The organism is Kitasatospora sp. NPDC088391 (assembly GCF_044753345.1).
Lineage (GTDB): Bacteria > Actinomycetota > Actinomycetes > Streptomycetales > Streptomycetaceae > Kitasatospora.
Map to the genome: position 1 here is coordinate 399,441 of NZ_JBIVNB010000003.1, position 24,520 is coordinate 423,960.

21 protein-coding genes are annotated in these 24,520 nt (G+C 73.7%); 7 read left to right on the forward strand and 14 right to left on the reverse strand.

The window, feature by feature from the left end:
• Positions 1–18 precede the first annotated feature (18 nt).
• Together ACIQBJ_RS10510 and ACIQBJ_RS10515 are read right to left on the reverse strand one after the other, a co-directional pair.
• Positions 19–966 (reverse strand): nucleic acid/nucleotide deaminase domain-containing protein, encoded by a 948-nt coding sequence (locus ACIQBJ_RS10510; RefSeq protein WP_400706837.1) that lies wholly within the window; start codon positions 964–966, stop codon positions 19–21.
• Entirely contained in the window at positions 963–1,772 is an 810-nt protein-coding gene (locus tag ACIQBJ_RS10515) for a hypothetical protein (protein WP_400706840.1), read from the reverse strand. Before ACIQBJ_RS10515 ends, ACIQBJ_RS10510 begins: the two co-directional genes overlap by 4 nt.
• Positions 1,773–1,907: 135 nt before the next feature.
• Here ACIQBJ_RS10515 and ACIQBJ_RS10520 point away from each other — a divergent pair, with 135 nt between their 5' ends.
• Both ACIQBJ_RS10520 and ACIQBJ_RS10525 read left to right on the forward strand, forming a co-directional pair.
• Positions 1,908–3,635 (forward strand): WD40 repeat domain-containing protein, encoded by a 1,728-nt coding sequence (locus ACIQBJ_RS10520; RefSeq protein WP_400706843.1) that lies wholly within the window; start codon positions 1,908–1,910, stop codon positions 3,633–3,635.
• Positions 3,636–3,714: 79 nt separating this feature from the next.
• The gene (locus ACIQBJ_RS10525; protein ID WP_400706846.1) at positions 3,715–4,419 is read left to right on the forward strand and encodes a maleylpyruvate isomerase N-terminal domain-containing protein; all 705 of its coding nucleotides are present in this window, start codon (positions 3,715–3,717) and stop codon (positions 4,417–4,419) included.
• Positions 4,420–4,492: 73 nt separating this feature from the next.
• Here ACIQBJ_RS10525 and ACIQBJ_RS10530 read toward each other — a convergent pair whose 3' ends face one another.
• The 3 genes from ACIQBJ_RS10530 to fbaA all read right to left on the reverse strand — a co-directional run bounded on the left by ACIQBJ_RS10530 (position 4,493) and on the right by fbaA (position 7,185).
• Positions 4,493–5,422, reverse strand: coding sequence for a DUF3152 domain-containing protein (locus tag ACIQBJ_RS10530; RefSeq protein WP_400706849.1), 930 nt, complete (start codon positions 5,420–5,422; stop codon positions 4,493–4,495).
• A gap of 203 nt (positions 5,423–5,625) precedes the next feature.
• Positions 5,626–6,045, reverse strand: a complete 420-nt coding sequence (locus ACIQBJ_RS10535; RefSeq protein WP_400706852.1) for a DUF3151 domain-containing protein — start codon at positions 6,043–6,045, stop codon at positions 5,626–5,628.
• 117 nt (positions 6,046–6,162) lie between these two features.
• The gene (gene fbaA / locus ACIQBJ_RS10540; RefSeq protein ID WP_400706855.1) at positions 6,163–7,185 is read right to left on the reverse strand and encodes a class II fructose-bisphosphate aldolase; all 1,023 of its coding nucleotides are present in this window, start codon (positions 7,183–7,185) and stop codon (positions 6,163–6,165) included.
• 266 nt (positions 7,186–7,451) lie between these two features.
• Between fbaA and ACIQBJ_RS10545 the strand changes: the two genes are divergently transcribed.
• The gene (locus ACIQBJ_RS10545; protein ID WP_400706858.1) at positions 7,452–8,177 is read left to right on the forward strand and encodes a DedA family protein; all 726 of its coding nucleotides are present in this window, start codon (positions 7,452–7,454) and stop codon (positions 8,175–8,177) included.
• A gap of 74 nt (positions 8,178–8,251) precedes the next feature.
• Here ACIQBJ_RS10545 and pyrE read toward each other — a convergent pair whose 3' ends face one another.
• The 4 genes from pyrE to ACIQBJ_RS10565 form a co-directional block, all read right to left on the reverse strand.
• Complete coding sequence (pyrE, locus tag ACIQBJ_RS10550; protein WP_123554101.1) at positions 8,252–8,788, reverse strand: orotate phosphoribosyltransferase; 537 nt, start codon at positions 8,786–8,788, stop codon at positions 8,252–8,254.
• 32 nt (positions 8,789–8,820) lie between these two features.
• Positions 8,821–9,693 carry a CoxG family protein gene (locus ACIQBJ_RS10555; RefSeq protein ID WP_400706862.1) on the reverse strand — a complete coding sequence of 291 codons (873 nt, stop codon included), beginning with the start codon at positions 9,691–9,693 and terminating at the stop codon, positions 8,821–8,823.
• 128 nt (positions 9,694–9,821) lie between these two features.
• Positions 9,822–11,507, reverse strand: a complete 1,686-nt coding sequence (locus ACIQBJ_RS10560) for a spermidine synthase (RefSeq protein ID WP_400706865.1) — start codon at positions 11,505–11,507, stop codon at positions 9,822–9,824.
• Between the two features lie 79 nt (positions 11,508–11,586).
• Positions 11,587–12,198, reverse strand: coding sequence for a DUF2617 family protein (locus tag ACIQBJ_RS10565; RefSeq protein WP_400706868.1), 612 nt, complete (start codon positions 12,196–12,198; stop codon positions 11,587–11,589).
• 851 nt (positions 12,199–13,049) lie between these two features.
• Between ACIQBJ_RS10565 and ACIQBJ_RS10570 the strand changes: the two genes are divergently transcribed.
• The 3 genes from ACIQBJ_RS10570 (at position 13,050) to ACIQBJ_RS10580 (ending at position 15,422) form a co-directional block, all read left to right on the forward strand.
• A complete protein-coding gene (locus tag ACIQBJ_RS10570) occupies positions 13,050–14,009 on the forward strand; it encodes a hypothetical protein (RefSeq protein WP_400706871.1) in 960 nt (319 codons plus the stop codon).
• A 97-nt stretch (positions 14,010–14,106) separates the two neighbouring features.
• Positions 14,107–14,775, forward strand: coding sequence for a Crp/Fnr family transcriptional regulator (locus ACIQBJ_RS10575; protein ID WP_400706874.1), 669 nt, complete (start codon positions 14,107–14,109; stop codon positions 14,773–14,775).
• Between the two features lie 65 nt (positions 14,776–14,840).
• Positions 14,841–15,422, forward strand: a complete 582-nt coding sequence (locus ACIQBJ_RS10580) for a hypothetical protein (protein WP_400706877.1) — start codon at positions 14,841–14,843, stop codon at positions 15,420–15,422.
• A 277-nt stretch (positions 15,423–15,699) separates the two neighbouring features.
• Here the strand turns inward: ACIQBJ_RS10580 and ACIQBJ_RS10585 are convergent, their stop codons facing one another.
• From ACIQBJ_RS10585 to ACIQBJ_RS10605, 5 genes are all read right to left on the reverse strand, one after another.
• Entirely contained in the window at positions 15,700–16,860 is a 1,161-nt protein-coding gene (locus ACIQBJ_RS10585; protein ID WP_400706880.1) for a pyridoxal phosphate-dependent aminotransferase, read from the reverse strand.
• Between the two features lie 9 nt (positions 16,861–16,869).
• A complete protein-coding gene (locus ACIQBJ_RS10590; protein ID WP_400706883.1) occupies positions 16,870–18,258 on the reverse strand; it encodes a DUF4419 domain-containing protein in 1,389 nt (462 codons plus the stop codon).
• Positions 18,259–18,366: 108 nt separating this feature from the next.
• Complete coding sequence (locus ACIQBJ_RS10595) at positions 18,367–18,927, reverse strand: YbjN domain-containing protein (RefSeq protein WP_400706886.1); 561 nt, start codon at positions 18,925–18,927, stop codon at positions 18,367–18,369.
• Between the two features lie 202 nt (positions 18,928–19,129).
• Positions 19,130–21,733 carry an ATP-dependent chaperone ClpB gene (clpB, locus tag ACIQBJ_RS10600; protein ID WP_400706890.1) on the reverse strand — a complete coding sequence of 868 codons (2,604 nt, stop codon included), beginning with the start codon at positions 21,731–21,733 and terminating at the stop codon, positions 19,130–19,132.
• 74 nt (positions 21,734–21,807) lie between these two features.
• Positions 21,808–22,734 (reverse strand): LysR family transcriptional regulator, encoded by a 927-nt coding sequence (locus ACIQBJ_RS10605; RefSeq protein WP_400706893.1) that lies wholly within the window; start codon positions 22,732–22,734, stop codon positions 21,808–21,810.
• Positions 22,735–22,804: 70 nt separating this feature from the next.
• On the opposite strand from ACIQBJ_RS10605, the gene ACIQBJ_RS10610 reads away from it, so the two are divergent.
• Positions 22,805–23,905, forward strand: coding sequence for a C4-dicarboxylate ABC transporter (locus tag ACIQBJ_RS10610; RefSeq protein ID WP_400706896.1), 1,101 nt, complete (start codon positions 22,805–22,807; stop codon positions 23,903–23,905).
• Positions 23,906–24,520: the final 615 nt, after the last annotated feature.

Genomic DNA, 24,520 nt, shown 5'->3' on the forward strand with positions numbered 1-24,520 from the left:
TGCCCCGGGGCCAGGGCGTCATGGGTGGAGCTGGCGTCGGCGCTGCTTGAGGCGGGCCAGGTAGTTCGTGTGGTCGGTGTGGTCGTCGCTGTAGTCGAAGCTGTGACTGACGTCCGTGAGGCCCGGGAACGTCGTGTGGATCCAGGCGCCGCAGTTGGAGCCCTTCGCGTTGCAGGGGGCTCTCTCGGTGTACAGGGAGCGGATGTTGGGGCCTTGGAGCTGGTCCAGGATCGGAGCGGCGATCCGTTGCTCGGAGTGCGCCTTCATGAAGTCGCTGCGGGCGACCAGGATGAAGTTCCGATCGCCGTCCTGGTAGTGGAGCGAGGCGTAGTTGCTCCGGGCCTTGTCCACGGGGGCCCGCTTGGAGACGGGGGTGCCGTAGTCGCCCTGGGCCTGCCGGGCCCGTTCGGTGGCCCGGGCCAGTTCGGAGCCGCCGGTGCGGACCTTGCGGGAGTTCACCGCGGGCGAGCCGACCGGCGGGACGCTCTTCGGGTCGACCTTGAACCGCGGGTGGTTGCCGTTCGGGATGAAGTCCTTGATGCCGCTGTCGTCCTGGGTGTCCTTGTCGACCCGGGTCTTGGAGCCGTCGGGGTGCAGGCGGTGCAGGTCGCCCTTGTGGTCGAGGAGGTACACCGGGGTGGTGTCGTGGCCGCTGATGATCTTCTTGTAGTCGTCGGCGAGCTTCTTCTCCAGGGCCTGGTGGTTCTCGTTCATCTTCTTGAGGCCCTTGGAGACGTCCTTGGCGTGGTCGGCCAGGCTGTCGAGCGCGGTCTCGATCGCGCCGAGGGCCCGGTCCGCCATGTCGGAGACGATCTGGCCCAGCTTGTCGCCGCCGCGCCCGCTGACCGCCCGGGTCCTGGCCCGGGTGGTGCGGGCGTGGTGGTCCTTCATGGTGGTGAAGTGCGCGTCGAACTGGCGGGACAGGGTCTCGGCGGCGTCGAAGTCGTGCTTGACGGTGTCGCTCATCGCCCGCTCCGGTGGGTGCTCGGGGTGTGGCTCGGGGTGTGAGCGGGGGCCTGGTTCGGTCGGCCGGCGTTCTGGGCGGCGCCCATGAGGGTGTTCTCGCCGAACTGCTTCGCCGCGCCGAGCGGGTCGTCCGCGTAGCCCTTGACCTGGTCGACGGACTGGTGGACGCCGTCCTTGAAGCCGGACTTGCCGGCGTTGGCGGCCTCGCCCCAGTTGATGCCCTGCTGGGCGCCGAGGGCGTTGCGGGCGAGTTGGACGACGAGGTCCTGGGCGATGCTGCCGAGGGCGGCGAAGACCGGGCCCTCGACGAGGGAGAGCAGTTCGGAGAGCAGCTGCTGCTCGGCCTCCTTGAGCAGGCGCCGGACGATGACGCGGGTGGCCTGGGTGGCGCCGAGCGCGCCTGCCTCGGACAGGCCGAAGGTGAACGGGGCGGCGGCCTGCGCGGCGATCACCTCGGCGGCCAGGATGCCGAGTTGGACCACGGCGGCGATCTTCGCGCCGGTGATCACCAGGGCCGCGCCGTCCAGGCCGGTGGCGAACAGTTCGATCGCCTGGCCGACCTGGGGCATGTGGGTGCCGATGACCTTGTCCCAGTGCGCCTGGAACGCCTCGGCGCCGGCGCCCTCGGTGATGCCGAGGAACTCCTGGGCCGCGCCTTCGATCTGCCGGCCGTCGGAGGCCAGCGAGGCGGCGAGGTCGCGGAGTTCGTCCGCCATCTCGCGGTACTCGTCCTCGTCGACGTTGGGCCAGTTGATGCCGATCAGGTCGAGCACCCAGGCGAGTTCGTCGGGCAGTACCACGCCCATGTCGAATATCCTTCCCCCGAATTCTGCTCGTACGACTATCAGTTGATACGTGAGAGTCGGTCAACTCCTGGCCGGTGACCGTTACCGGCTGGGTACGCTCTCGGCGGACAGTCGTTCGGAAACGGGGGGCAGGGCATGAGTACGGACGGTCGAGCACCGGCGCTGAACGCCGGACGCCGGATGGCCGGAACGGCGCTGCTCGGCTGGCTGGACGACCCGCGCGCGCCGCGCCTGTGCCGGATCACCGGCGGCCCGGGGTCCGGCAAGAGCCACCTGCTGGCCTGGCTGCTGGCGCTCGGCACCGCCCCGGACACCCCGCCCGGGCGGCGGGTGCACGCCGCGCTGCCGGCCGAGGGCCTCGACGTGCGCGGCGCGCTCTGGCTGCTCGGCAGCCAGCTCGGCTACGTCGCCCGCACCCCCGAGGAGCTGTGCGCCGCCCTCGACGAGGACGGCCGACGGACCGTCATCTGCGTGCCCGAACTGGACCTGGCCCCGGACCCGGCCCGGCTGGCCGCCGAACTCCTCGACCCGCTGCTCGGACTGCCGCACTTCCGGCTGGTGGTGGACGGCGGCGCGGAGGTGTCGTTCGCCGGCGTCGCCGAGCCGGCCGTCCTCGACCTGGACGACCCGCGCTGGACCGACCGCGAACGCTTCGACGCCTGGTGCGCCCGCGCGGACCACGATCCGGCCGGCTACCCCAGCCCCGGTCGGGCCGTCGGCCTCCCGGCGGGGCGGCCGACGGACCCCGCCGACCTGCTGGCCCGGGTGCCGCGCGCCGGCGACGGCACGCTCGACCTGCCCGCCGCCGACGAGGACGTGCTCACCGGCCTGTGGATCGCCGCCGCCCGGGCCGGCGACCTCGGCCCGCTCGCCGCCGACCCGCTGCTCCACGTACGCGCCCGGCCCGCCGCCGTCACCGCCGCGCTCACCGGCCGCACCGACCCGGTCGCCACCGCGTGGGACGCCGCCGGACCGGCCCTGATCGACCTCCCCGACGTCGCGGGCCGGGCCCACACCCTGCGGGCCCGGCTGCTCACCACCGCCCCCGACGCCGCCGCCCGGCTCGCCACCGTGCCCGCCCCCTGGTCGGCCCGCTGGGCCCGCTGGGAGCCGGGCGCGGCCATCGGCACCACCCGGGGCGACGAGTGGCTGGTCGCCGACCGCAACGGCACCGTCCGCCGGTACTCCGCCGCCACCGGTGCCGTGGTCGGCCTGGTCCCGGTGGCCGAACCCCGGCCGCTCCAGGCGCTCACCGTCACGGCGGGCGGCACCCTGGTCCTGCTCGACACCTGGGGCGGCACCGAACTCCTCGCCCCCGTCCACCCGGCGCCCGGCCTCGAACCGTACGCCCTGGACGAGGCGCTCGCCCGGCTGGGCGCGGTCGCCGCCGTGCCCACCGCGGTGGCCGCCACCGCCCTCGCCGAGGACGCGCCCGCCCTCGGCGACGCGGTCGGCGCGGTCCACTGGTACGGGGCGGGCGAGGTCCACAGCGCCTCGCTGCACACCGGCCCGGTCACCGCCCTCGCGGCCCTCGCCCTCGGCCCGGAGGGGGTGCCGCTGCTGGCCGGCGGCGGCTACGACGGCACCGTCCGGCTCTGGGGGCCGGGCGAGGAGCCGATGGCCGCCCCCGCCGACCGCCGCCCCGCCCCCGTGAACGCCGTCGCCCTCGCCACCGGCCCCGACGGCCTGCTGCTGGCCGCCGCCTGGGCCGACGGCCTGGTCCGGGTCCGCCGTCCCGAGCATCCGGGTGGCCCGCTCGACCTCCGCCTCGGGTCGCCCGCCCGCGCCCTCGACTTCCACGGCGGGGCCCTGCTGGCCGCCCTCGACGACGGTCTGCTCGCGGTCGATCTGCACCGGCTCTGAGGCCCGTCGGCCGCCCGGCCGCCCGGCCTCTCGGCCCGGGGCCCCGCCGGTGGCGGGGCACGGGATAGGATCACCGGCTGTGACGAACTCCCTTGGCGCGCATGATCCTTCGGCGGTCCGCGCGGCGCTGGCCGGGCAGACCGGGGCGCTCCGGGGGGTGGTGCGGGGCCTGGGGGAGCGGGAGTTGGAGCTGCCGACCAGGCTCGGGGCCTGGCGGGTGCGGGAGTTGGTGGCGCACCTGGACCGGCAGATCGGCTGGACGCCCGAGCACCTGGACGATCCGGTGCGGGCCGGGCTGCCCGGGCTGACGCTGACCGCCTGGGTGGCGGCGGTGGGTGCCTTCGCGGACGCGCTGGACCGCGGCACCCGGGAGCAGGCGGCGGCCCACTACGCCGGTTCGGCGACCGGGGCGGCGGCCCGGTTCGACGCGGTCTGCGGGCAGTTGGCGGACTTCCTGGCCGGGCCCGCGGCGGCCCGGACCGACCGGCCGTTCCCGCTGCCGTTCGGGGTGATCGGCCTCGGCGACTTCCTGGTGACCCGGCTGGTCGAGACCGTGGTGCACGCCGACGACCTGGCGGACGCGCTGGGCCTCGACGGCTTCCCGCACGACGCGGGGGCGGTGGCCGCGGTCGCGGACCTGCTGGCGGACTCCGTCGGGGAGCCGTGGCGGGCCCGGGCGGCGGAGCTGGCGGCGGCCGACCCGGTCCGCTGGGTCCGGCTGGCGACCGGGCGGGAGCGGGCGGACGGCACCGGCCTGGACGAGCGGCTGCCGGTGCTCTCCTGACGGTCGCTCGGGGGACGGACGGTTCTCGGCGAGCGGACGGTTCTCGGCGGGCGGACAGCCGCAGGACGGCCGGTCAGGGGACGGCCGGGCCGCCCAGGTAGCCGCCCGCGCCGTCGTACGGCCAGGCGTTGGCGGTGCAGCCGTTCAGGCCGTAGATCTGCTGCATCATCGCGGGCGCGGGTTTCCCCCGTCCCGGGCAGCCCTCGTGGCCGTGGCCGATCCGGTGGCCGACCTCGTGGTTGACGATCAGGGCCCGGTAGTCCGCCAGGCTGCCGTCGAACTGCGGCGAACCCGTGAGCCAGCGCTTGGAGTTGACCATCACCTGGCGGCCGACGTCGCAGTTCACCTCGCCCTTGGTGTTCAGGCCGCCCTCGCCGCAGATCCGGTCCACCGTGTCGGGGGAGGCGATCTTGACGGTGAAGTCGTAGCTGCCGGAGGAGACCAGCTGGAAGCTGTTGCGGCGGTCGGCGATCCAGCCGCGCCGGTCGGACAGCACGCCCTCGACGACGTCCGCGGCGGTCTTCGGGTCGATGCCGATGCCGTCCTCGACCTCCACCCGGTAGCGGCGCAGCGTGCTGCCCGTCCCGACGGCGCGGCCCGAGGCGGCGGCCACGGTGAACTCGCCGCCGCCGTGCACGACGATCTGCGGGGTGCCGTCGGTCGGTGCCGGTGGGGCGGTCGGTGTGGTCGGTGCGGGCGGTGTGGACGCGGCGGTGCCGGCGGGCGGGGCTGACGTCCCGCCGCCCGGTTCGGTGAGCGGCGGCAGGACCCGGGCCTGCGCGGTGGGCTCCTGCCCGGCCGGGTGCGGGGCGTCCGGCAGCAGCGCGACCACTCCGGCGGTGGCCAGCACGGCGGCCGCGACCGTGCCGGTGAGGGTGGTCGCCAGCCGGCGGCGGCGCTGCCGGGCCCGGCGGCCGGCGGACCGCACGGTGGAACGGGCGGCGGCCCGGACGGTGGACCGGCGCGTGCCGGTGCGGCCGGACGACCTGCGGCCTGCGGACATCTGTTCTTCCCCCCCGGGGGACGGCGACACGGCGACCCGGGCGGGGCGGCCGTCGGCCGCCCCGCCCGGGGGTACTCACTCAGTACATACGCGGTATGGGTGCCCGCCGGTTCCGAAGGCGCGGCCGGGCGTGCCGCCGCAAGGATCGGCAGCATACGTCCCGTGTCGTCCGTTCTGCCGTCGCCGTCAGCCGCCGTCGACCGCTACTGCTTGAGCGCGGTGTACGCCTCGGCGCTGCTGTCCTTGAGGAACTGCCAGCAGCGCGCCTCCTCCTCGGTCTCGTCGATCGCGCCGGCCGCCCGGGCGAGCGCCGCCAGGCAGCGCAGGAAGCCGCGGTTGCCGCGGTGCTCCCACGGGACCGGGCCGTGCCCGCGCCAGCCGCTGCGGCGCAGCGCGTCCAGTCCGCGGTGGTAGCCGGTGCGTGCGTAGGCGTAGGACTCGACGGTGCGGCCGGCCGCGAAGGCGTCGTCCGCGAGCATCGCCCAGGCCAGGCAGAACGCCGGGTACTCGGCGGCCACCTGGGTCGGCGAGGCGGACTCCTCGGCGAGCATCCGGTACGGGTGCTCCTCCTCGGGCAGCAGGGTCGGCTCCGGCCCGTCGAGCAGGTTCTTGTGCATCTCCATGGTGTGCCAGTCTGCCACCCGGGCCGGACGGGCCGTCCGGGAACGGCGGAGCCCCCGCACCCCGGGCGGGGGTGCGGGGGCTCCGCGGGCGTTCAGCGGGCGTTCAGTGCGAGGACGTCACTTCATCCGCTTGCCGGCCGAGCGCAGCTGCTGCGCGGCCTCGGTGACCCGGGCGGCCATGCCGGCCTCGGCCAGCTTGCCCCAGGTGCGCGGGTCGTAGGTGTTCTTCTTGCCGACCTCGCCGTCGACCTTCAGCACGCCGTCGTAGTTGCGGAACATGTGGTCCACGACGGGGCGGGTGAAGGCGTACTGGGTGTCGGTGTCGAGGTTCATCTTCACGACGCCGTTCTCCAGCGCGGTCAGGATCTCCTGCTCGGTGGAGCCGGAGCCGCCGTGGAAGACGAAGTCGAACGGGTCCTGCTTGCCGTACTGCTTGCCGATCTCGGCCTGCAGGTCGGCGAGCAGCTCCGGGCGGAGCACGACGTTGCCCGGCTTGTAGACGCCGTGCACATTGCCGAACGAGGCGGCCAGCAGGTAGCGGCCCTTCTCGCCCAGGCCGAGCGCCTCGGCGGTGCGCACCGCGTCGGCGACGGTGGTGTACAGCTCGTCGTTGATCTCGTGGGTGACGCCGTCCTCCTCGCCGCCGGTCGGGGTGATCTCGACCTCGAGGATGATCCGGGCGGCGGCGGCCTGGGCGAGCAGCTCCTGGCCGATGGCCAGGTTGTCGGCCAGCGTCTCGGCCGAGCCGTCCCACATGTGCGACTGGAACAGCGGGTTCTCGCCGCGGGCCACGCGCTCGGCGGAGATCGCGATCAGCGGGCGGACGTAGCCGTCCAGCTTGTCCTTCGGGCAGTGGTCGGTGTGCAGCGCCACGGTGATGTCGTACTTGGCCGCGACGATGTGCGCGAACTCGGCCAGCGCGACCGCGCCGGTCACCATGTCCTTGTTGTACTGGCCACCCAGGAACTCCGCACCACCCGTGGAGATCTGGATGATGCCGTCGCTCTCGGCCTCGGCGAAGCCGCGCAGCGCGGCGTGCAGGGTCTGCGTCGAGGTGACGTTGATGGCCGGGTAGGCGAACTTGCCCGCCTTGGCCCGGTCGAGCATCTCGTTGTAGGCCTCGGGAGTTGCGATGGGCATGCGAATCCGCTCCTGTCGGTGTGGGGCGATCGGACGACGCTGTCCGAAGGCTCGATACGCCTGTGGTTCACGACATCGATGCGGTACGAGCGAGAGGGTGGCAGCTCGACCGCGGGCCGGACACCTCGGCCATCCTCCCAGACTCGCCCCACGGACACACCCAGCGGCCCGCCACTTGGGACGGCACCCCCTCGACACCCCCTCGACCGATCCCGCCGGGGGCCGCTGTTAAGGCTTCGCAAAGCAGTACGGGCTATCCTGCGCCCGTGGAACAACACCTCCAGCTCGCCGTCAACGTCCTCGACGCCAAGTCGCTCGTCGCCTCCGTCGGCGCCATCGGGCTGCTGGCGATCATCTTCGCCGAGACCGGCCTGCTGGTCGGGTTCTTCTTCCCCGGTGACTCGCTGCTGATCCTGGCCGGCGTCGCCGCCTCCGGCGCCGCCGCCAAGGTGCTCGGCGAGGGCTCCCAGATGAACATCGCCGTGCTGTTGATCGGCGCCCCGCTGTGCGCCATCGCCGGCGCCCAGCTCGGACACCTGCTCGGCCGCAAGGTCGGCCCGCGGATGTTCGACAAGCCGAACTCGAAGATCTTCCGGCCCGAGTACGTGGAGAAGGCCGAGGAGTACTTCGAGAAGTTCGGCCCCGCCAAGGCCGTGGTGATGGCCCGCTTCATCCCGATCGTCCGGACCTTCCTGAACCCGGTCGCCGGCACCCTGCAGATGCCCGCGAAGACCTTCTTCGTCTGGAACGTCGTCGGCGCCGTGCTGTGGACCGAGTCGATGCTGCTGATCGGCTACTTCACCGGCGACCAGCTCGCCCCGGTGATCGACAAGTACCTGCTGCCCGCGATGGCGCTGATCATCCTGATCTCGGTCTCCCCGATCTTCGTCGAGGTGCTCCGCGAGCGGAAGAAGAAGAAGGCCGCGGCCGCCGGCACCGCCGAGGCCGAGGAGGGCGAGCCGGTCGGCGGCGGCCGCCACCGCAAGCACTGACGTTCGCGCCGCGAACGCCGGAGGCCCCGATCACCTCGGTGATCGGGGCCTCCGGCGTTCGGCGCCGCCGGGCCTCACAGGCCCAGGTCGTCCAGGGTGTACGCGGTGACGTACGGCAGGCCGGCCCCGGCGATCGCCGGGGCCGCGCCGCGCTCCACGATCACCGCGACGCCGACCACCTCGGCGCCCGCCTCGCGGAGCGCCTCGACGGCCGTCAGCACCGAACCGCCGGTGGTCGAGGTGTCCTCCACCGCCAGCACCCGGCGGCCCTTCACGTCCGGGCCCTCGATCCGGCGCTGCAGGCCGTGCGCCTTGCCCGCCTTGCGGACCACGAACGCGTCCAGCTTCCGGCCGCGGGCCGCGGCCGCGTGCAGCATCGCCGCGGCCACCGGGTCGGCGCCCAGGGTCAGGCCGCCCACCGCGTCGAACTCCAGGTCCGCGGCGGCGTCCAGCATCACCTTGCCGACCAGCGGGGCCGCCTCGGCGTCCAGCGTGATCCGGCGCAGGTCGACGTAGTAGTCGGCCTCCAGGCCGGAGGAGAGGGTGACCTTGCCGTGCACGACGGCCTTGTCCTTGATCTGCGCCAGCAGGGCGTCGCGGTCGTTGCTCATGAGCAGCCAGTTTAGTGGGTACCCACTACGGCCTAGCGCCGACGCAGGGCCCGGACCAGCACCACCGCGCCGCCGATCAGCGCCACCCCGCCGCCGATCATCCACGGCAGCGCGCTGCGCTCGCCGCCCGCGCCGGACAGCAGCGTCGGCTCCGCGCCGCCCCAGCGGGAGGCCGCCCGGGCCCGCGCGCTGTGGGCCGGCGGGGCCGGCGCGTACCGGCCCTGCGGCGGGGCGTGGTCGACCTCCTCGGCCGAGCGGCCGACGATGCTGCGCCGCACCGGCACGGTCTCCGGCCCGAACGGCGACTCCGGGTGCGGCGCCGTCGGCACCGGCTCGGGCAGCTCGTCCTCGCTGAACGAGATCAGGTCGGACAGGTCGTCGTCCAGGTCCTGGCCCTGGGCCCGGTCGTCCAGGAACACCACGGTCGCGCCCTCGGCGTCGCCGTCCTCGGCGCCGTCCCCGTCCTCCGGCCCGGACAGCTCGGCGACCAGCGCCGCCACCGCCCGGTCGATCAGCCGACGGCCGGTCGACTCCAGCACCGCGTCCTCGAAGCCCGCGAGCCGGCCCGCGGCCGTCAGGCCGGTGCTGAAGCGGATCGCGGTCTCGCCCGGCCGCTCCCGCAGGGTGATCCGCAGCTCGGCGGTGACCGGGGCGGCGCCGCGGATCTCCTCGCCGCTCAGCCGCAGGACGAGCGCGTCCCCGCGCCAGCCGTCCACCGCGAGCCGGCCGGCGAAGGTGATCGTGGAGCCGGACACCCGGAGCCGGAGCCGGCTGTCCGCGGCCGCGGGGGCGGACGTGGACGCGACCGAGCTCAGCCCCGGCACGCAGCGCGCCACCAGCTCGCGGTCCACCAGCGCCTCCCTGACCACCTCGGCGGGCACCGGGACGACAACCTCATGCTCCATACCGGCGAGCCTACCGACCGCCCGCCGCCGTGCCGAGCCCTCCACGCGAAGCCGGGCCGACCATTGCGCGAACGGGCGTACGAGGGACGGGGGTTCGGCGGAGGGAGCGGAATCCGGGCGCGGCGGGGTCAGGGCCCGAGCAGGGTGTGCGGGCCGGGGAGCGGGTCCGGCCGGGCGGCGGAGAGGCGGACGGCGGTGGCGCGCAGGGCGGGGACGGTCAGGGAGCGCGGGGCGGGGGCGTCCGCGGCCAGGCCCAGGGTGGGGGGACGGCGGGCGGCGAGCAGGAACGCCTCGGCGGGGGTGGGGCGGCCGCAGCCCTCGGCCGGACCTCCACCCGGGGTGCCGCCCTGGTACGGGACGGTGTCCAGGCCGACGGCGGCCAGCCCGGCCGCGGCGGTCCACAGGTCGCCCTGCGGGGCGCCGCCGCGGACCGCGAGCCGGCCCTCCGGGGCGAGCCGCCGGGCGGCCAGGCCGTAGAACTCCGCGGAGCGGTACCTGCCGCCGGACGCCTCCCCGTCCAGGTCGGAGACGATCACGTCGAACTGCCCGCCGGACCCGCGCAGCCAGCCCATCGGCTCGGCGGTCACCAGTCGCACCCGCGAGTCGTCCCAGGCGTGCTCGGTGAGCGCGGCGTACGCGGCGTCCCGGCGGGCCAGTGCGGGGAGCGCCGGGTCGCGCTCGACCACCAGCACGCTGCGCACCGACGGGTGCCGCAGCACCTCGCGCAGGGCCAGGCCGTCGCCGCCGAGCACCAGCACCCGGCCGCTCGGCCCGGCGGCCAGCGCGGGGCGCACCAGCGCCTCGTGCTCGCGGTACTCGTCGGCGCCGCAGACCGCGAGCCGCCCGTCGAGGAAGAGTTCGAGCGGCGGCGGGGTGCGCTGGGCCGGGACCCGGGAGGCGTCCGGCCCGTCGCCGGTGAGGACGATCTCCTGGTAGCGGCTCTGCGCGGCGAACCGGATCGGCCCGCCGTACAGGGCGTGCCGGGCGGCGCGCTCGATCGCGCCGGTGCAGGCGGCGGCCAGCGCCAGCACGGCCAGTACCAGGCCGCAGCCGGTCCACAGCAGCAGCCGGGTCCGCGGGGTGGGCTCCGAGCGGAACAGCCAGAGCACCACCACGGCGCCGGCCACCGCGTTGACCGCCCCGGTGACCAGCGCCCCGGCGGCCTGGCCGAGGGCGGGCAGCAGGACGAACGGGAAGGCCAGCCCGCCGATCAGCGCGCCCACGTAGTCGGCGGCGAACAGGTCGGCGACGGCGCGCCCGGCGTGCTCCCGGCGGATGCGCTGGATCAGGGTCATCAGCAGCGGGATCTCCGCGCCGATCAGCAGGCCGATCAGCACGGTGGTGGCGATCAGCAGCACCGCGGTGGCCTGCGGGCGGTGCAGCCAGGACCAGCCGCAGTACAGGGCGAGCGCGGAGAGGCCGCCGACCAGCGACAGCGCGTACTCGACCAGGGCGAAGGAGGTGGCGGGGCGGCGGGTCAGCCCCTTGGCGAGCAGCGAGCCGACGCCCATGGCGAAGACCATCACCGACAGCACCACGGAGGTCTGGGTGACCGAGTCGCCCAGCAGGTAGCCGCCCAGGGCGACCAGTTCCAGTTCGTACACCAGGCCGCAGGCCGCGCAGACGAACGCGGCCAGCAGCACCAGGATCCGGGCCGGGCGGGCGGGGAGGGCCGGCGGTACGGCGCCGCCGACCCGGACCGCTCCGCCGGGGCCCGCGGCGCGGGGGGCGGCGGGCCGGGGATCGGCCGCGGGCGGGGGTGCGGTGGCGTCCGGACCCGGCTGCGCGGGCCGTCCGACCGGGTGGTTGATCATGAATGAACGCTAGGCGAGAGCCCGGGGGGCTGGCTGCACCCATCCGAGGGACAGGTTCGGGCGCCCGGTTGACGCCCGGTCACCACCCGGCCTGCGGTCCGTCCGGGCCGCCGACGTGGGCGGGAGCGTGGCCGTCGGCGCCCACCGAGGCCCCGACGGGGGTGCGCAGCGAGAGCGAGGAGCGGGTGCAGACCAGCCGGCCCTCCTGGGGGTAGGCGTGCCAGGTCCGCCAGTGCACCCGGCGCTCCTCGCAGTGCGCGACCAGGGCGGTGAAGGCGCTCGGGTCGCCGGGGAAGATGCCGGCCAGCGCGCGCGGGTGCCCCTCGACCAGGGCCAGCAGCTCCTGGGCGCGGGCCGCGAAGACGTGCGGCGGCAGCTCCTCGATCCGGGCGGCGAACTCGTACTCCCAGCCGGCCACCTGCTCGGCGACCCGGGCGGGCAGCGGGGTGCGGCGGCCGGGCAGGCAGGCCACCGTCTCCAGGCAGTCGCCGGGGCCGGCCGCCAGGATCACCTGGTGCGAGGCCCCGAGCAGGCGCAGCTGGAGGGTGCCCCGGACGCCGTCCGACCGGTCGGGGCCGTCGTCCAGTCTGAGGTCGCGGACGGCCAGCGCGGGCAGCGGTTCGCCGCCCAGCTGCCAGGCCAGGTCGCCGGCGCGGGTGTCCGTGTAGGAGGTCTGCAAGGTGGTGAGCATGCTCGGCTCCGCGTTTCAGCTCCGTGCGCGCCCCCTGCGGTCGGAGTCCGCGCCTCGGGCGTGAGGCTGTTCGAGACTGTCCGATCCGGGGCGCGGCCGACCGTGGAAGGAAGGATTCCGGCTGGAGATTCAGCAGCAGAGAAGCACGAATCCTCCGGGTCCGTCAGGGATTTACCCATGTTTGGCCTGCATTCACCGTTCTGGGGTTTGTGTCCGACTGGGTGTGATCGGTCCCGAGTTGCACTCTGTTCGGCGAGCTACCGTGCGCCGGTCTTCTGCGCCGTGCACGCCGGGAGCGCACAGAGCACACCCCGCGCCCCTCGCCGCGGCCGCCCCGGCCCCGCACCCCGACCGCCCTCCCGGGCCGGGCGACGTCGTTCGGGGTCGGCGGTCGCCAGAGCTGTCGTGCCGGAGGCGATGAGGAGTCGAGGTCGGCGACGGGCGCAGCACGTTCCGCTCGCCCCCTTGTTCAGGACGCGGCTCCGACCGGCGCAATAGCCGTGCGGGGACCACTCTCCGCTGGGGAGAGTCCCGGATACCCGGCCCTGCCCGCCCCCATCTGCCCACACGAATGGCAGGCCGTTTCCGTTGGGGTCGACAGGAACCGGCGCTGATCATTTTCCGAGAGCGCGGTCGAAGCCCCGTCGCTGCTCAAGCAGTTGACCGCCCCGCCCGGGACCGCTCTGCGGTCCCGGGCGGGGCCGGCTCTGTGCTACGTTCCGTGCTCCAACCGAAAACAGGCGACCCCGGCAGCGCGCCAACGCTCCGGGGTCCGGCAACAGGAGCCATAACTCCCGATGCGTGTTCATCGTAGCGCCCACGCGCGCTGTTTCACCGTGCTGCCCAACGCGATGCTGCAGTACCGGCAGCTGTCCTACACCGCCCGTGGCCTGCTCGCGGACCTCCTCTCCCGCCCCGACGGCTGGCGCGAGGACGGCCAGCACATGGCCGACACCAGCCCGCAGGGCCGCGGAGCGATCCGCAAGGCACTCAAGGAGCTGACGGCCGCCGGCTTCTACCGGGTCGAGAAGATCCGGATGCCCGACGGCACCATCGTCAGTGAGGCCCACGTCTACGACACCCCGCAGCTCCTGCCGCCACCGGTTGCCATCCGCCCGGCCTCCGGTGAATCGACCACCGGCGTTCCTGACGCCCTTTCAAAGGAGCGGTACAAAGAACCCTCCCTCCCTATCGAGCAGGCTGCCGAGCCGCAGGTGCAGCCGCAAGGGCGGAACAGTGGCCAACGGGCCGCCAAGGAAGTCCCGGCAGTACCGGACGAGCGACTCCGCAAGGCGGCCGCGGCACTGTTCCAGGCGATCCGCCCCGAACCCCGCCTACACCTCGGACAGGCCGAAGTCGAGCAACTCGCACCCCTGGTTGCCCAGTGGCTGGACCGTGGCACTACCCCCGCCGACCTCGCCCGCGCCCTGCTTCCTGGCCTGCCCGCCCCACTGCACTCCCCGGCAGCCGTGCTCCGCAACCGACTTGAGCGCAAGATGCCACCTGTCCAGACGCCCGTACGCCCAGCCGCCGCCCGGTATGCCGAGTGCGCCCGCTGCCACGACCCCGTTCCCCGCCCCGGCATCTGCCACCCCTGCGCGGGCCTTGGTGAGCGGCCCATGAAGAACAACCGCAGAGCTGCAGTCGCCACCAGGGGCGCCGCCCGCGTAAGGGCGGCGGTGAATGCTGCGAGGTCCCCGTTGGGTGACAGCGGCTCGCTTCCGCTGCTGCAACCTGGGTGCCGTCAAGATTCTCGCCCGTGTTCGCCGCGCCAGGCTGCGCAAGCCCCCTCATGCTTTGACACGTGCTGAAGAGGCAAGGGTGCCGAGCTGAGCGCCTGTCATACCGAGCCAGATGAAAGTGTTCTACGTTGTGGGCGAGCCTGCCCAAGCCCAGAAGGAAGTACCCATGTCTGATGCGAGCGCCCTCTCGAAGGCCGCACGCCTGGACCGCCTGGTTGCGGCGGAAGGCATTGGCTCCACGGTCTGGTTCCGTGTCGGCCAGACGATCATTCAGGAGGGCGACCTCTCCAACCATGTGGTGATGCTACGTACCGGGACCGCCAAGGTGGTGATCAGGGACGCGGATGACACCGAGATCGTCCTCGGCCTGCGGGAAGCGCCGGAGATCATCGGTGAGCAGGCTGCCCTCAATGGCACGCCGAGATCGGCCTCGGTGATCGCATTGACCGATGTAATGGCCCTGGCCGTCTCTGCTGAGGACTTCCGTGCCCTGGTGAGCAAGCACCCTGAGGCGGCTGCCGCTGTACTCGGGATCGTGGCCGAGCGGCTCCGGGAGGCCGACCAAGGCCGAGTGGAGCTGGCCACCCATACCGTTGCCCAACGGGTCGCTGCGCGACTAGTAGCCCTGGCACCGCAGATCGGAGTGGTCGACGAGGCGGCCGACGTCGTGCGACTACCCCTTTCCCAGCAGGAGTTGGCCGGGTGGGCCGGCGCATCCCGCGAGGCGATCGTGAGAACTCTGCGGCTGCTGCGGGATGAGGGCATCGTCACCACGGAGCGGCGGCAGATCGTCATCCAGGATCTGGAGGCGTTGCGGTCAAAAGCCGTTGACTGACAGCCATAGTGGTATTCTGACTCAATCGGAGCGCTGAGGAATACCACTCTCGGGGGTGCGGTCGCTTGATCGAGCACGCGCGCAAGATCTTCTTCGGCCTGGACATCGCAGGGTTCAACCAAGGCCGTACGGATATTGCCTGCCTTGCGATGCGACGGGCTCTGTACGAGACGCTTGGTCGCTCCTTGGCCGTCGGCGGCCTGAAGGCGGAGAGCTACGACCTGCTTGACCGTGGTGACGGCATCATGGCCGTGATCGACGACTCCGCGGGTCTCCATACCCTGGCCTGCACGGTTGTTCCGGCGCTGACCACCGCCATCTACGAATACAACGGCACCGCGCGTGCAGATGCCGAGATCCGGCTGCGCGCGGCCTTGCACAGCGGCGACGTCTTCCGAGACGACCACGGCTATGTCGGCCGACACGTCAGCCACGCTTTCCGCTTGCTCGACGGCCCCGAACTGCGGACAGCGCTGAGCGCCAGTGCATCTGTCCTGGTACTGGCTGTATCTGAGAGCGCATGGCACGAGCTGGAGCCCTCAGTTCTTGGCGGGCCCAGCTACACCGACATCTTGATCAGCGCCAAGGGGGACGTGGCCCGAGCCTGGGTCGCCGAGTTCGGGGCCAGCCCCGCTCTGGCTGGGTGAGCGCATGATCGAAGCATCGTCCTTCGCCCGTGCCTTAGCCCTACCTCTGCGAGCCGTTCCTGCGGTGTTGCTGGTCCTGTTCGCAGGTCTCATCGGGATCATCGCTCTGCTGTGCCCTGCTGATCGCAGAGCCGATGGGATGGAGCTCGCCCGGATCTGGACCGCGGCTGCCTGCGCCATCGCGACCGGTCAGAAGCTGAGCTGGCCCCGTCACGTCGGCCGAGCGCAGAGCGTAGCGGAGCCGCCGAGGTAGCTGTCTGCGTCCGCCTGCGGTCAGTCAGAGCCGCTGAAGTCGCGCTACCGCCTCCCGCAGCACCTCGTCCCGCTTGCAGAAGGCGAACCGGACCAGGCTGCGCCCGGCCTCGGCGTCGTCGTAGAAGACGGCGTTGGGGATCGCGACGACGCCGCAGCGCTCGGGGAGGGAGCGGCAGAACCCGACGCCGTCCTTCTCGCCGAGCGGGGTGATGTCGGTGGTGACGAAGTAGGTGCCCTCCGGCCGGAAGACCTCGAAGCCGGCCGCCGCCAGCCCGTCGGCGAGCAGGTCCCGCTTGCGGAGCATGTCGGCGCGGAACCCCGCGAAGTAGTCGTCCGGGAGGCGCAGTGCCTCGGCGACGGCGTACTGGAACGGGCCCGCGCTGACGTAGGTCAGGTACTGCTTGGCGGTGCGGACGGCCGAGACCAGGGCCGCGCTCGCGGTGACCCAGCCGACCTTCCACCCGGTGAAGGAGAAGGTCTTGCCCGCGGAGGAGATCGAGACGGTGCGCTCGCGCATGCCGGGGAGGGCGGCCAGCGGGTGGTGGGCGCCGGCGAAGACCAGGTGCTCGTAGACCTCGTCGGTGATCACCAGCAGGTCGTGCTCGATCGCGAGTTCGGCGATCGTCGCGAGTTCTCCGGGGGTGAGGACGGTGCCGGTCGGGTTGTGCGGGGTGTTGACCAGCAGCAGCCGGGTGCGCGGGGTGATCAGCGAGCGCAGCTCGTCCAGGTCGGGGCGGAAGGACGGCTGACGGAGCGTCAGTGGGACGCGGGTGGCGCCAGCCATGGCGATGCAGGCGGCGTACGAGTCGTAGAAGGGTTCGAAGGCGATCACCTCGTCGCCGGGCTCCAGCAGGGCCAGCAGCGCGGCGGCGAGCGCCTCGGTGGCGCCGGCGGTGACCAGTACCTCGGTGTCGGGGTCGTAGGCCAACCCGTAGAAACGGGACTGGTGTTCGGCGACGGCCTGCCGCAACTCGGGGATGCCGGGGCCGGGCGGGTACTGGTTGCCCCGGCCCTCCAGCACGGCGCGGGCGGCGGCCTCGGCGATCCCGCGCGGCCCGTCGGTGTCCGGGAAGCCCTGCCCGAGGTTGATCGAACCGGTGGCGGTGGCCAGCGCCGACATCTCCGCGAAGATCGTCGTGCCCATGCCTGCCAGGCTGCGGTTCAGCAGCGGCCTCGTGCTCATCGTGGCTCCTCAGCGGTGTCGGGTGGGGCCATCATCCAAGGGTCCGCCGCCGCCGGCCAAGGGCCCGCCGGTGGCTCGGTGCCGGGGGATCGACCGGAGCGCGGTGGCCAGGTCGGTGCCGGTGGAGCCGACCGCGAGGAACTCCGGGTCGATGAACACCGCCGGGTACCAGCGGCCGCCCGCCTCCAGGACGGCGTAGCCCTCGTCGGCGTCGCGGAGCGCGGCCATGTCGCCGAAGACGAAGGCGCGGCCCGGCGGCAGCGGGTCCCCCTCGGCGGAGACGGCGGTCACCGCGCCCGGCGGGTGCAGGACGGCGTCGGTGCGGCCGGTGAAGGCGTCGGCGTCGGCGGCGGTCCACTCCCCGTCGGCGGGCAGGGGGGTGCGTTCGAGGACGGCCACGCCGAGCCGGGGGCGGACCCAGTCGCCGTCCCGTTCGATGCCCAGGACGCCGCCGGCGAACGCCATCCGGCGGTCCGCGCCCGGGGTCCGCCACCCGAAGGGGACGACCGACAGGTGGCCGGGGAACTGCTCGTCCCCGATCCCGTCGCCGAGGGCCGGTTCGACGGTCCCGTCGCCGTAGCGGTGCGCGAAGAAGGCGGTGATCCAGCCGGTCACCACGGAGCCGCCGGAGGACGACTTCCACTGGTAGACCGACCGCCAGAACTCCTCGTCGACCGGCCCGCCCGCGGCGGTCGCGGCGATCTCGGCCAGCACCGGCCGCAGCCCGTCCAGCCAGCCGCGCAGGCCGTCGAAGCGCCCGACCAGGGCCTCGGCCCGGTCGGCCAGCAGCCGCCAGTCCCCGGCGGTGCCCTCCAGCCGGACGCGCGGGATGCCGCAGAGCGAGACCCAGCGGAACTCGTAGTACGGGCTGACGGTGTCCATCAGGGCGACCAGCGGGACGGCGGCCTCCACCGGCCCGGTGGTGGAGAAGACCGGGCCGAACAGGTCGGTGGTGTCCGCGCCCAGTTCCGCCCGCAGCACCGGTTCGACCAGCCGCAGCGAGCGCTGCCAGTCGCCGTCGGCGAGCAGCAGGTCGTCCACGACGGTGAGGGTCCGCACGGTGCCCGGGGTGCGGGTGAACATCCCGGCGCAGGTCTCGGCGTTCAGCCGGACGTGGGTGGCGACCTCGTGCACCACCAGGTACCAGAGCAGGTCGGGTCCGAGGCTGAGCGGCAGGTGCGCGCAGAAGCACCGGTGCAGCGCCCGCAGCAGCAGGCTCTCCCCGGAGACGGTCTCGTCCGGGTGGCCGAGCAGCCGGTCGGTGGACCGGTGGTGGAGCGTGTACTCCGGGCCCAGCGCGGCCCGCAGGAAGGCGTCGTTGCCCACGTCGGCGAGCCACCCGTCCCGCTCGGCCAGGTCGAGGCTCCTGGCCGGTGCCAGGTCGATCTCCACGGCCATGGTTCTTTCCCCCCGGAACGTCGCGCGTGCCGCCGATCGTAGGGGGTGGACGCGGAACGGGCCCGCCACTTTCCGGTGGCGGGCCCGTTCGGGGTGCGGGGGAGGGGCTCAGGCCTCGTCGGCCGGGTTCTCCTCGGTGGTGGCGGCGTCGCCCTCGGCGGGCTCGTCCTCGCCCTCGCCGAGGCGCTCGACCATCCACTGCTCGAAGCCGACGGCGGCCTGCGTCCAGTTGGCGGTGGTGCCGACGAAGTACTCCAGGTTCACGCCGCTGCCGACGATCATCTGGGACTCGCCGATCAGGCGGACCACGCCGTCGTCGTGGGTGTGGGTGTAGACCTTGGGCCAGAGGGTCTCGCGGTTCCACTCGTCGATCAGCGCGAGCACCTCGGGCTTGCGCTCCAGCGGGAACGGGCGGTCGTAGAAGGCGCGGACCGCGAACAGCTCCTTCTGGTCGCCGCGGAACATGTAGTAGACGCGGAAGTTCTCCCAGGGGGCGGTGAGGTCGCCCTCCTCGTCCACCACGTGCTTGAGCTGCATCTGGTCGAGCAGCTGGCCGACCAGGTTCTGGTCCGGGACGATCACCGGCGGGGGCCCGGCCGGAGCGCCGCCGGGCTGGCCGCCGCCCTGCGGCAGGCCGAAGGACGGGATGGACGACGGGTCGATGCTCACGGGGGTGTCCCTTTCACGGTGCGCAAGGTTGGCCGCCGGTGGGGGGCCGCCTTTCCTGGGCACCATCCTGCCTCATTCGGGGCCCGGGGCACAGGGTGCACCCCGGTGCGCGGGCGGCTCTCCGCGACGGGTGGGGTCCGGGGCGTCGGCGCAGGTGGCGCGGGGCGGGCGGAACCGGAGCCGGTCCCGCCCGCCCGGCGGTTCACTTCGACAGCGAGGGCCCCGACCCGACCGTCAGCCGGTCGCCCGAGTCGTCCCGGTCGACCAGCACCGTCTCGCCGTCGTGCACCCGGCCGGAGAGGATCTCCTTGGCCAGTTGGTCGCCGATCGCGGACTGCACCAGCCGGCGCAGCGGCCGGGCGCCGTACGCCGGGTCGTAGCCGGTGAGCGAGAGCCACTCGCGGGCGGCCGGGGTGACCTCCAGGGTCAGCCGGCGGTCGCGCAGCCGGCGGGAGAGCGCGTCGATCTGGAGGTCGACGATCCGGCTGAGCTCCTCGGTGCCCAGCGGGTCGAACACCACGATGTCGTCCAGCCGGTTGAGGAACTCGGGCTTGAAGGACTGCCGGACGGTCTCCAGCACCAGTTCCTTCTTGCGCTCCTCGGGGGTGGCGCGGTCCACCAGGTACTGCGAGCCCAGGTTGGAGGTGAGGATCAGGATCACGTTGCGGAAGTCCACGGTGCGGCCCTGACCGTCCGTCAGGCGACCGTCGTCGAGGACCTGCAGCAGCACGTCGAAGACCTCGGGGTGGGCCTTCTCCACCTCGTCCAGCAGCACGACGCTGTACGGGCGGCGGCGGACCGCCTCGGTGAGCTGGCCGCCCTCCTCGTAGCCGACGTACCCGGGCGGGGCGCCGACCAGGCGGGAGACCGAGTGCTTCTCGCCGTACTCGCTCATGTCGATCCGGACCATCGCCCGCTCGTCGTCGAACAGGAAGTCCGCGAGCGCCTTGGCGAGTTCGGTCTTGCCGACGCCGGTCGGGCCGAGGAACAGGAACGAGCCGGTCGGACGGTCCGGGTCGGCGATGCCGGAGCGGGTGCGGCGCACCGCGTCCGAGACGGCCTGGACGGCCGTCCGCTGGCCGATCAGGCGCCGGCCCAGCTCGTCCTCCATCCGCAGCAGCTTGGCGCTCTCGCCCTCCAGCAGCCGGCCGGCCGGGATGCCCGTCCAGGACGAGACCACGTCGGCCACGTCGTCCGGGCCGACCTGCTCCTTGACCATGGTGGTGTTCGGCTCGTCGGCGGCCCGGTCCTGGGCCTCCGTCAACTCCCGCTCGGCGGACGGGATCTCGGCGTACATCAGCTTGGAGGCGCGCTCGAAGTCGCCGTCCCGCTGGGCCCGGTCGAGGGCGCCGCGCAGGTCGTCGAGGCGCTCCTTGAGCTCGCCGACCCGGTTCAGCGACTTCTTCTCCTGCTCCCAGCGGGCGTTGAGGGTGCTGAGCTGCTCCTGCTTGTCGGCGAGGTCGCGGCGGAGCTTGCCGAGCCGCTCGACCGAGGCCGGGTCGGACTCCTTCTCCAGCGCCAGCTCCTCCATCCGCAGCCGGTCGACGGAGCGCTGCAGCTCGTCGATCTCGACCGGGGAGGAGTCGATCTCCATCCGGAGCCGGGAGGCGGACTCGTCGACCAGGTCGATGGCCTTGTCCGGCAGGAAGCGGGAGGTGATGTACCGGTGGGACAGGGTGGCGGCGGCGACCAGCGCGGCGTCGGTGATCTCCACCTTGTGGTGCGCCTCGTAGCGGCCCTTGAGGCCGCGCAGGATGGCGATGGTGTCCTCGACGGTGGGCTCGCCGACCAGGACCTGCTGGAAGCGGCGCTCCAGGGCCGGGTCCTTCTCGATCCGCTCGCGGTACTCGTCCAGCGTGGTGGCGCCGACCATCCGCAGCTCGCCGCGGGCCAGCATCGGCTTGAGCATGTTGCCCGCGTCCATCGCGGAGTCGCCGCCGGCGCCCGCGCCGACCATGGTGTGCAGCTCGTCGATGAAGGTGATGACCTGGCCGTCGGAGTCCTTGATGTCGTTCAGGACGGCCTTCAGCCGCTCCTCGAACTCGCCGCGGTACTTCGCGCCGGCCACCATCGCCGCCAGGTCGAGCGAGACCAGGCGCTTGCCGCGCAGCGACTCGGGGACGTCGCCCGCGACGATCCGCTGGGCCAGGCCCTCGACCACGGCGGTCTTGCCGACGCCGGGCTCGCCGATCAGCACCGGGTTGTTCTTGGTGCGGCGGGACAGCACCTGCACCACCCGGCGGATCTCCTGGTCCCGGCCGATCACCGGGTCGAGCTTGCCGTCCCGGGCGGCCTGGGTGAGGTCGGAGCCGTACTTCTCCAGCGCCTTGTAGGTGCCCTCCGGGTCCTGCGAGGTGACCCGGGCGCTGCCCCGGACGTCCTTGAACGCCGCGAGCAGGGCCTTCGGAGTGGCGCCGTGCTGCTGCAGCAGGTCGGCCACCGGCCCGCCCGCGGCGGCCAGGCCGACCAGCAGGTGCTCGGTGGAGACGTACTGGTCGTCCAGGTCGGCGGCGCGCTCGCCGGCCTCCTCCAGCACCGCGAGGGTGTCGCGGGCCAGCTGCGGGGCGGCGACCGTGGAGCCCTGCGCGGCGGGCAGCGCGGCGGCCTGCCGGCGGGCGGCGGCGGCGATCGGCGCGGCGTCCGCCCCGGTGGCCCGCAGCAGCGGGCGGGCCAGGCCCTCCGGCTGCTCGAGCAGGGCCAGCAGGATGTGCACCGGCTTGACGTCCGGGTTCCCCGCGGCGCCGGCCTGCCGGATGGCGGAGGACAGTGCCTCCTGCGTCTTGCTGGTGAACTTACTGGCGTCCACTGCTGGCGTACCCCTCTCCTCGGGTTCGATCGGTTCTGCTTCCTACAGCATGCACTAAGTTGAGTCTATTCCGCTCAACTTTTGGTGAACGCTGCGGAACGGGTCCCGCGGGTCAGCCCCAGCAGCTCCCGGGCCGGGCCCGCCGGACGCTGGCCGGCCGGCCAGACCGCGCGCAGCGGGCGCTGCAGCGACAGGCCGTCCAGCGGCACCGCGACCAGCCGGCGGGTGGCCAGCTCCTCGGTGACGGCCAGCTCGCTCAGGCAGACCGGGTCGGCACCGGTCATCGCCGCCGCCTTCAGCGCCGTCGAGGAGGCCAGCTCCAGCCGCGGCGCGGCCGGGCCGCCGTACGGGGCCAGCGCCTCCTCCAGCACCTCCCGGGTGCCGGAGCCGACCTCGCGCAGCACCAGCGGGGTGGCGGCCAGCTCGGCCCCGGTCACCGGGGCGCGGCGGCGGGCCCAGCGGTGCTCGGGGGAGACCACCACCACCAGCCGGTCGGCGGCCACCACCGCGCCGGACAGGCCCGGCGGGGTGGAGGTGCCCTCGACGAAGCCCAGGTCGGCCTCGCCCGCCAGCACCTGGGCGGCGACGTCCTTGGAGTTCGCGGTGCGCAGCGTCACCGCGGTGCCGGGGCTGGCCTCGTGCAGGGCCAGCAGCCAGCCGGGCATCAGGTACTCGGCGACGGTCAGGCTGGCCACCACCCGCAGCCGGGCGTCCCGGCGGCCGCGCAGCGCGTCGATCCCGGCGTCCAGCGCCTGGGCGGCCTCCACCACCTGCCGGGCCCACTCGACCACCAGCCGGCCCGCCTCGGTGGGGCGGGAGCCGCGCGGCGAGCGCTCCAGCAGCGGGACGCCGATCTGCCGCTCCATGCCCTTGATCCGGGCGCTGGCGGCGGGCTGGCTGACGCCCAGTTCGGCGGCGGCCCGGCCGACGCTGCCCAGCCGGGCCACCGCGAGCAGCAGCTCCAGAGCGCCGAGTTCCGGGACGTGCGGGGAGAGAGCCATAGGCCCAGGCTATGCCCCCATAGTGGCGGGGCCGCTACCGCCGCCCCGCCCGCCGGGCGACGGTGGAGCCATGGCCACCCTCACCGCCCCCCGCGCCCGTCTGCGGACCCTCGACCTCGCCCGGCTCGGCCCCAACTGGTACGCCGTCGTGATGGGCACCGCGATCACCGGCAACGCCGCCGCCGCGCTGCCGGTCGACCTGCCCGGGCGGGCGGTGCTCGCCGAGGCGGTGTGGACGCTGTCGCTGGTGCTGCTCGCCGTGCTGCTGGCGGCCCGCGCGGTGCACCTGACCAGGCACCGCGGGCAGGCCCGCCGCACCCTGCTGGAGGACCCGGCCGCCGCCGTCTTCTACGGCTGCCCCCCGATGGCGCTGCTGGCCGTCGGGTACGGCGCGCTGACCGTCGGCGGACCGGTGCTCGGCGAGCGGGCCGGACTGGCGCTCGACCTGCTGCTGTGGACCGTCGGCACCGGGTACGCCCTGGCGGTCGCGGCCGGGCTGCCCTACCTGATGGTCACCCGGCACCGGCTGTCCGTGCTGGAGGCCAACCCGACCTGGCTGCTCCCGGTGGTCGCCCCGATGGTCTCCGCGGCGCTCGGCCCCGCCCTGCTGCCGCACCTGCCCGAGGGCACGGCCCGGCAGGCCCTGCTGTACGGCTGCGTGGCGATGTTCGGCGCCAGCCTGCTGGCCACCCTGGCGCTGCTCCCGGTGGTGTTCGGCGGCCTGCTGCACACCCGGCTGCCCGCCCTGGTGCTGACCCCCTCGCTGTTCCTGGTGCTCGGCCCGCTCGGCCAGTCCACCACCGCCGTGCACCAGTTCGCCGACGCGCTGCCGCTCGCGCTGCCCGGGGCCGGCCCCGGCGCGGCGGCCGCCGCCCGCGGCCTGGCCGAGGTGTACGGCGTCGCCGTGATGGGGTTCGCGCTGCTCTGGCTGGCCGTCGCGGTGGCCGCCAATCTGCGGGCGCTGCGGGCGGAAATGCCGTTCGCGATGACCTGGTGGGCCTTCACCTTCCCGGTCGGCACCCTGGTCACCGGCGCCACCGCGCTGGCCCGGCACACCGGATTCGCCGGATTCACCGCGCTCGCTGCCGCCCTTTACCTGCTGCTGTTCGCGGCCTGGTCGGTGGCCGCGGTCCGGACGGCGGCCGGGCTGCGGGCCGGACGGCTGCTGTAGCCCGCGGCCGCCCCGGCGGCGGGGCCGCTGCGGGCCGCCGCGGGCTGCCGCGGGCCGCCGCGGGCTGCCGGGGCGGCTCGCCGGGGGGACGGCCGGAACTTCGACGGCGGAGCATTCCGGATCTGTGGATCCGGCGGAGGAGTGGGGAATTCCGTGCGCGGGCGGTGGCATTCCGGCCGGTCGTGGCGTTCCGTCCGTCATCGACCGAATGCCTGTTCGGGAGAGGGGGGCAAGGCCGGGAAAGCGGATTTCCGGACACCGGACGGTGCGGTTTGCTGCAGGTTCCTGCACTTGCGGGAACCTGCAGCCGGAGAGCCCTTGTTCGAGGTTCGCCGCGCTGTGAGGGTGTAGTCACGCCAAGTCGTCCCGGGCCGCCGCAGCCCGAGTAGCGACTTGTCCTTCGTGCGGGGCGACAGGTGCGTTCGCATCCGCGCGACGGGGGAAAGGGCACCGGCCGGGACGCCACGTGTGGTGGTGGCGGTCCGACACGGTTCAGTGAGGCGTTGCTGCTCCGCCTCGCCGAGAGCGCTTTGACGCTGGCGTGACACGAGCGGGTCCCTCGGGCCCCGGATGCCGCAAGGCACCCGGCCCGGGGGACGCGCCCGTTGTGCGGGA

Excerpts from the sequence above, each read along its gene's own strand:
- ACIQBJ_RS10510 (WP_400706837.1), bottom strand. The coding sequence starts at position 966 with ATGAGCGACACCGTCAAGCACGACTTCGACGCCGCCGAGACCCTGTCC.
- ACIQBJ_RS10515 (WP_400706840.1), bottom strand. The coding sequence starts at position 1,772 with ATGGGCGTGGTACTGCCCGACGAACTCGCCTGGGTGCTCGACCTGATC.
- ACIQBJ_RS10520 (WP_400706843.1), top strand. The coding sequence starts at position 1,908 with ATGAGTACGGACGGTCGAGCACCGGCGCTGAACGCCGGACGCCGGATG.
- ACIQBJ_RS10530 (WP_400706849.1), bottom strand. The coding sequence starts at position 5,422 with ATGTCCGCAGGCCGCAGGTCGTCCGGCCGCACCGGCACGCGCCGGTCC.
- ACIQBJ_RS10535 (WP_400706852.1), bottom strand. The coding sequence starts at position 6,045 with ATGGAGATGCACAAGAACCTGCTCGACGGGCCGGAGCCGACCCTGCTG.
- fbaA (WP_400706855.1), bottom strand. The coding sequence starts at position 7,185 with ATGCCCATCGCAACTCCCGAGGCCTACAACGAGATGCTCGACCGGGCC.
- pyrE (WP_123554101.1), bottom strand. The coding sequence starts at position 8,788 with ATGAGCAACGACCGCGACGCCCTGCTGGCGCAGATCAAGGACAAGGCC.
- ACIQBJ_RS10555 (WP_400706862.1), bottom strand. The coding sequence starts at position 9,693 with ATGGAGCATGAGGTTGTCGTCCCGGTGCCCGCCGAGGTGGTCAGGGAG.
- ACIQBJ_RS10560 (WP_400706865.1), bottom strand. The coding sequence starts at position 11,507 with ATGATCAACCACCCGGTCGGACGGCCCGCGCAGCCGGGTCCGGACGCC.
- ACIQBJ_RS10565 (WP_400706868.1), bottom strand. The coding sequence starts at position 12,198 with ATGCTCACCACCTTGCAGACCTCCTACACGGACACCCGCGCCGGCGAC.
- ACIQBJ_RS10570 (WP_400706871.1), top strand. The coding sequence starts at position 13,050 with ATGCTGCAGTACCGGCAGCTGTCCTACACCGCCCGTGGCCTGCTCGCG.
- ACIQBJ_RS10575 (WP_400706874.1), top strand. The coding sequence starts at position 14,107 with ATGTCTGATGCGAGCGCCCTCTCGAAGGCCGCACGCCTGGACCGCCTG.
- ACIQBJ_RS10585 (WP_400706880.1), bottom strand. The coding sequence starts at position 16,860 with ATGAGCACGAGGCCGCTGCTGAACCGCAGCCTGGCAGGCATGGGCACG.
- ACIQBJ_RS10590 (WP_400706883.1), bottom strand. The coding sequence starts at position 18,258 with ATGGCCGTGGAGATCGACCTGGCACCGGCCAGGAGCCTCGACCTGGCC.
- ACIQBJ_RS10605 (WP_400706893.1), bottom strand. The coding sequence starts at position 22,734 with ATGGCTCTCTCCCCGCACGTCCCGGAACTCGGCGCTCTGGAGCTGCTG.
- ACIQBJ_RS10610 (WP_400706896.1), top strand. The coding sequence starts at position 22,805 with ATGGCCACCCTCACCGCCCCCCGCGCCCGTCTGCGGACCCTCGACCTC.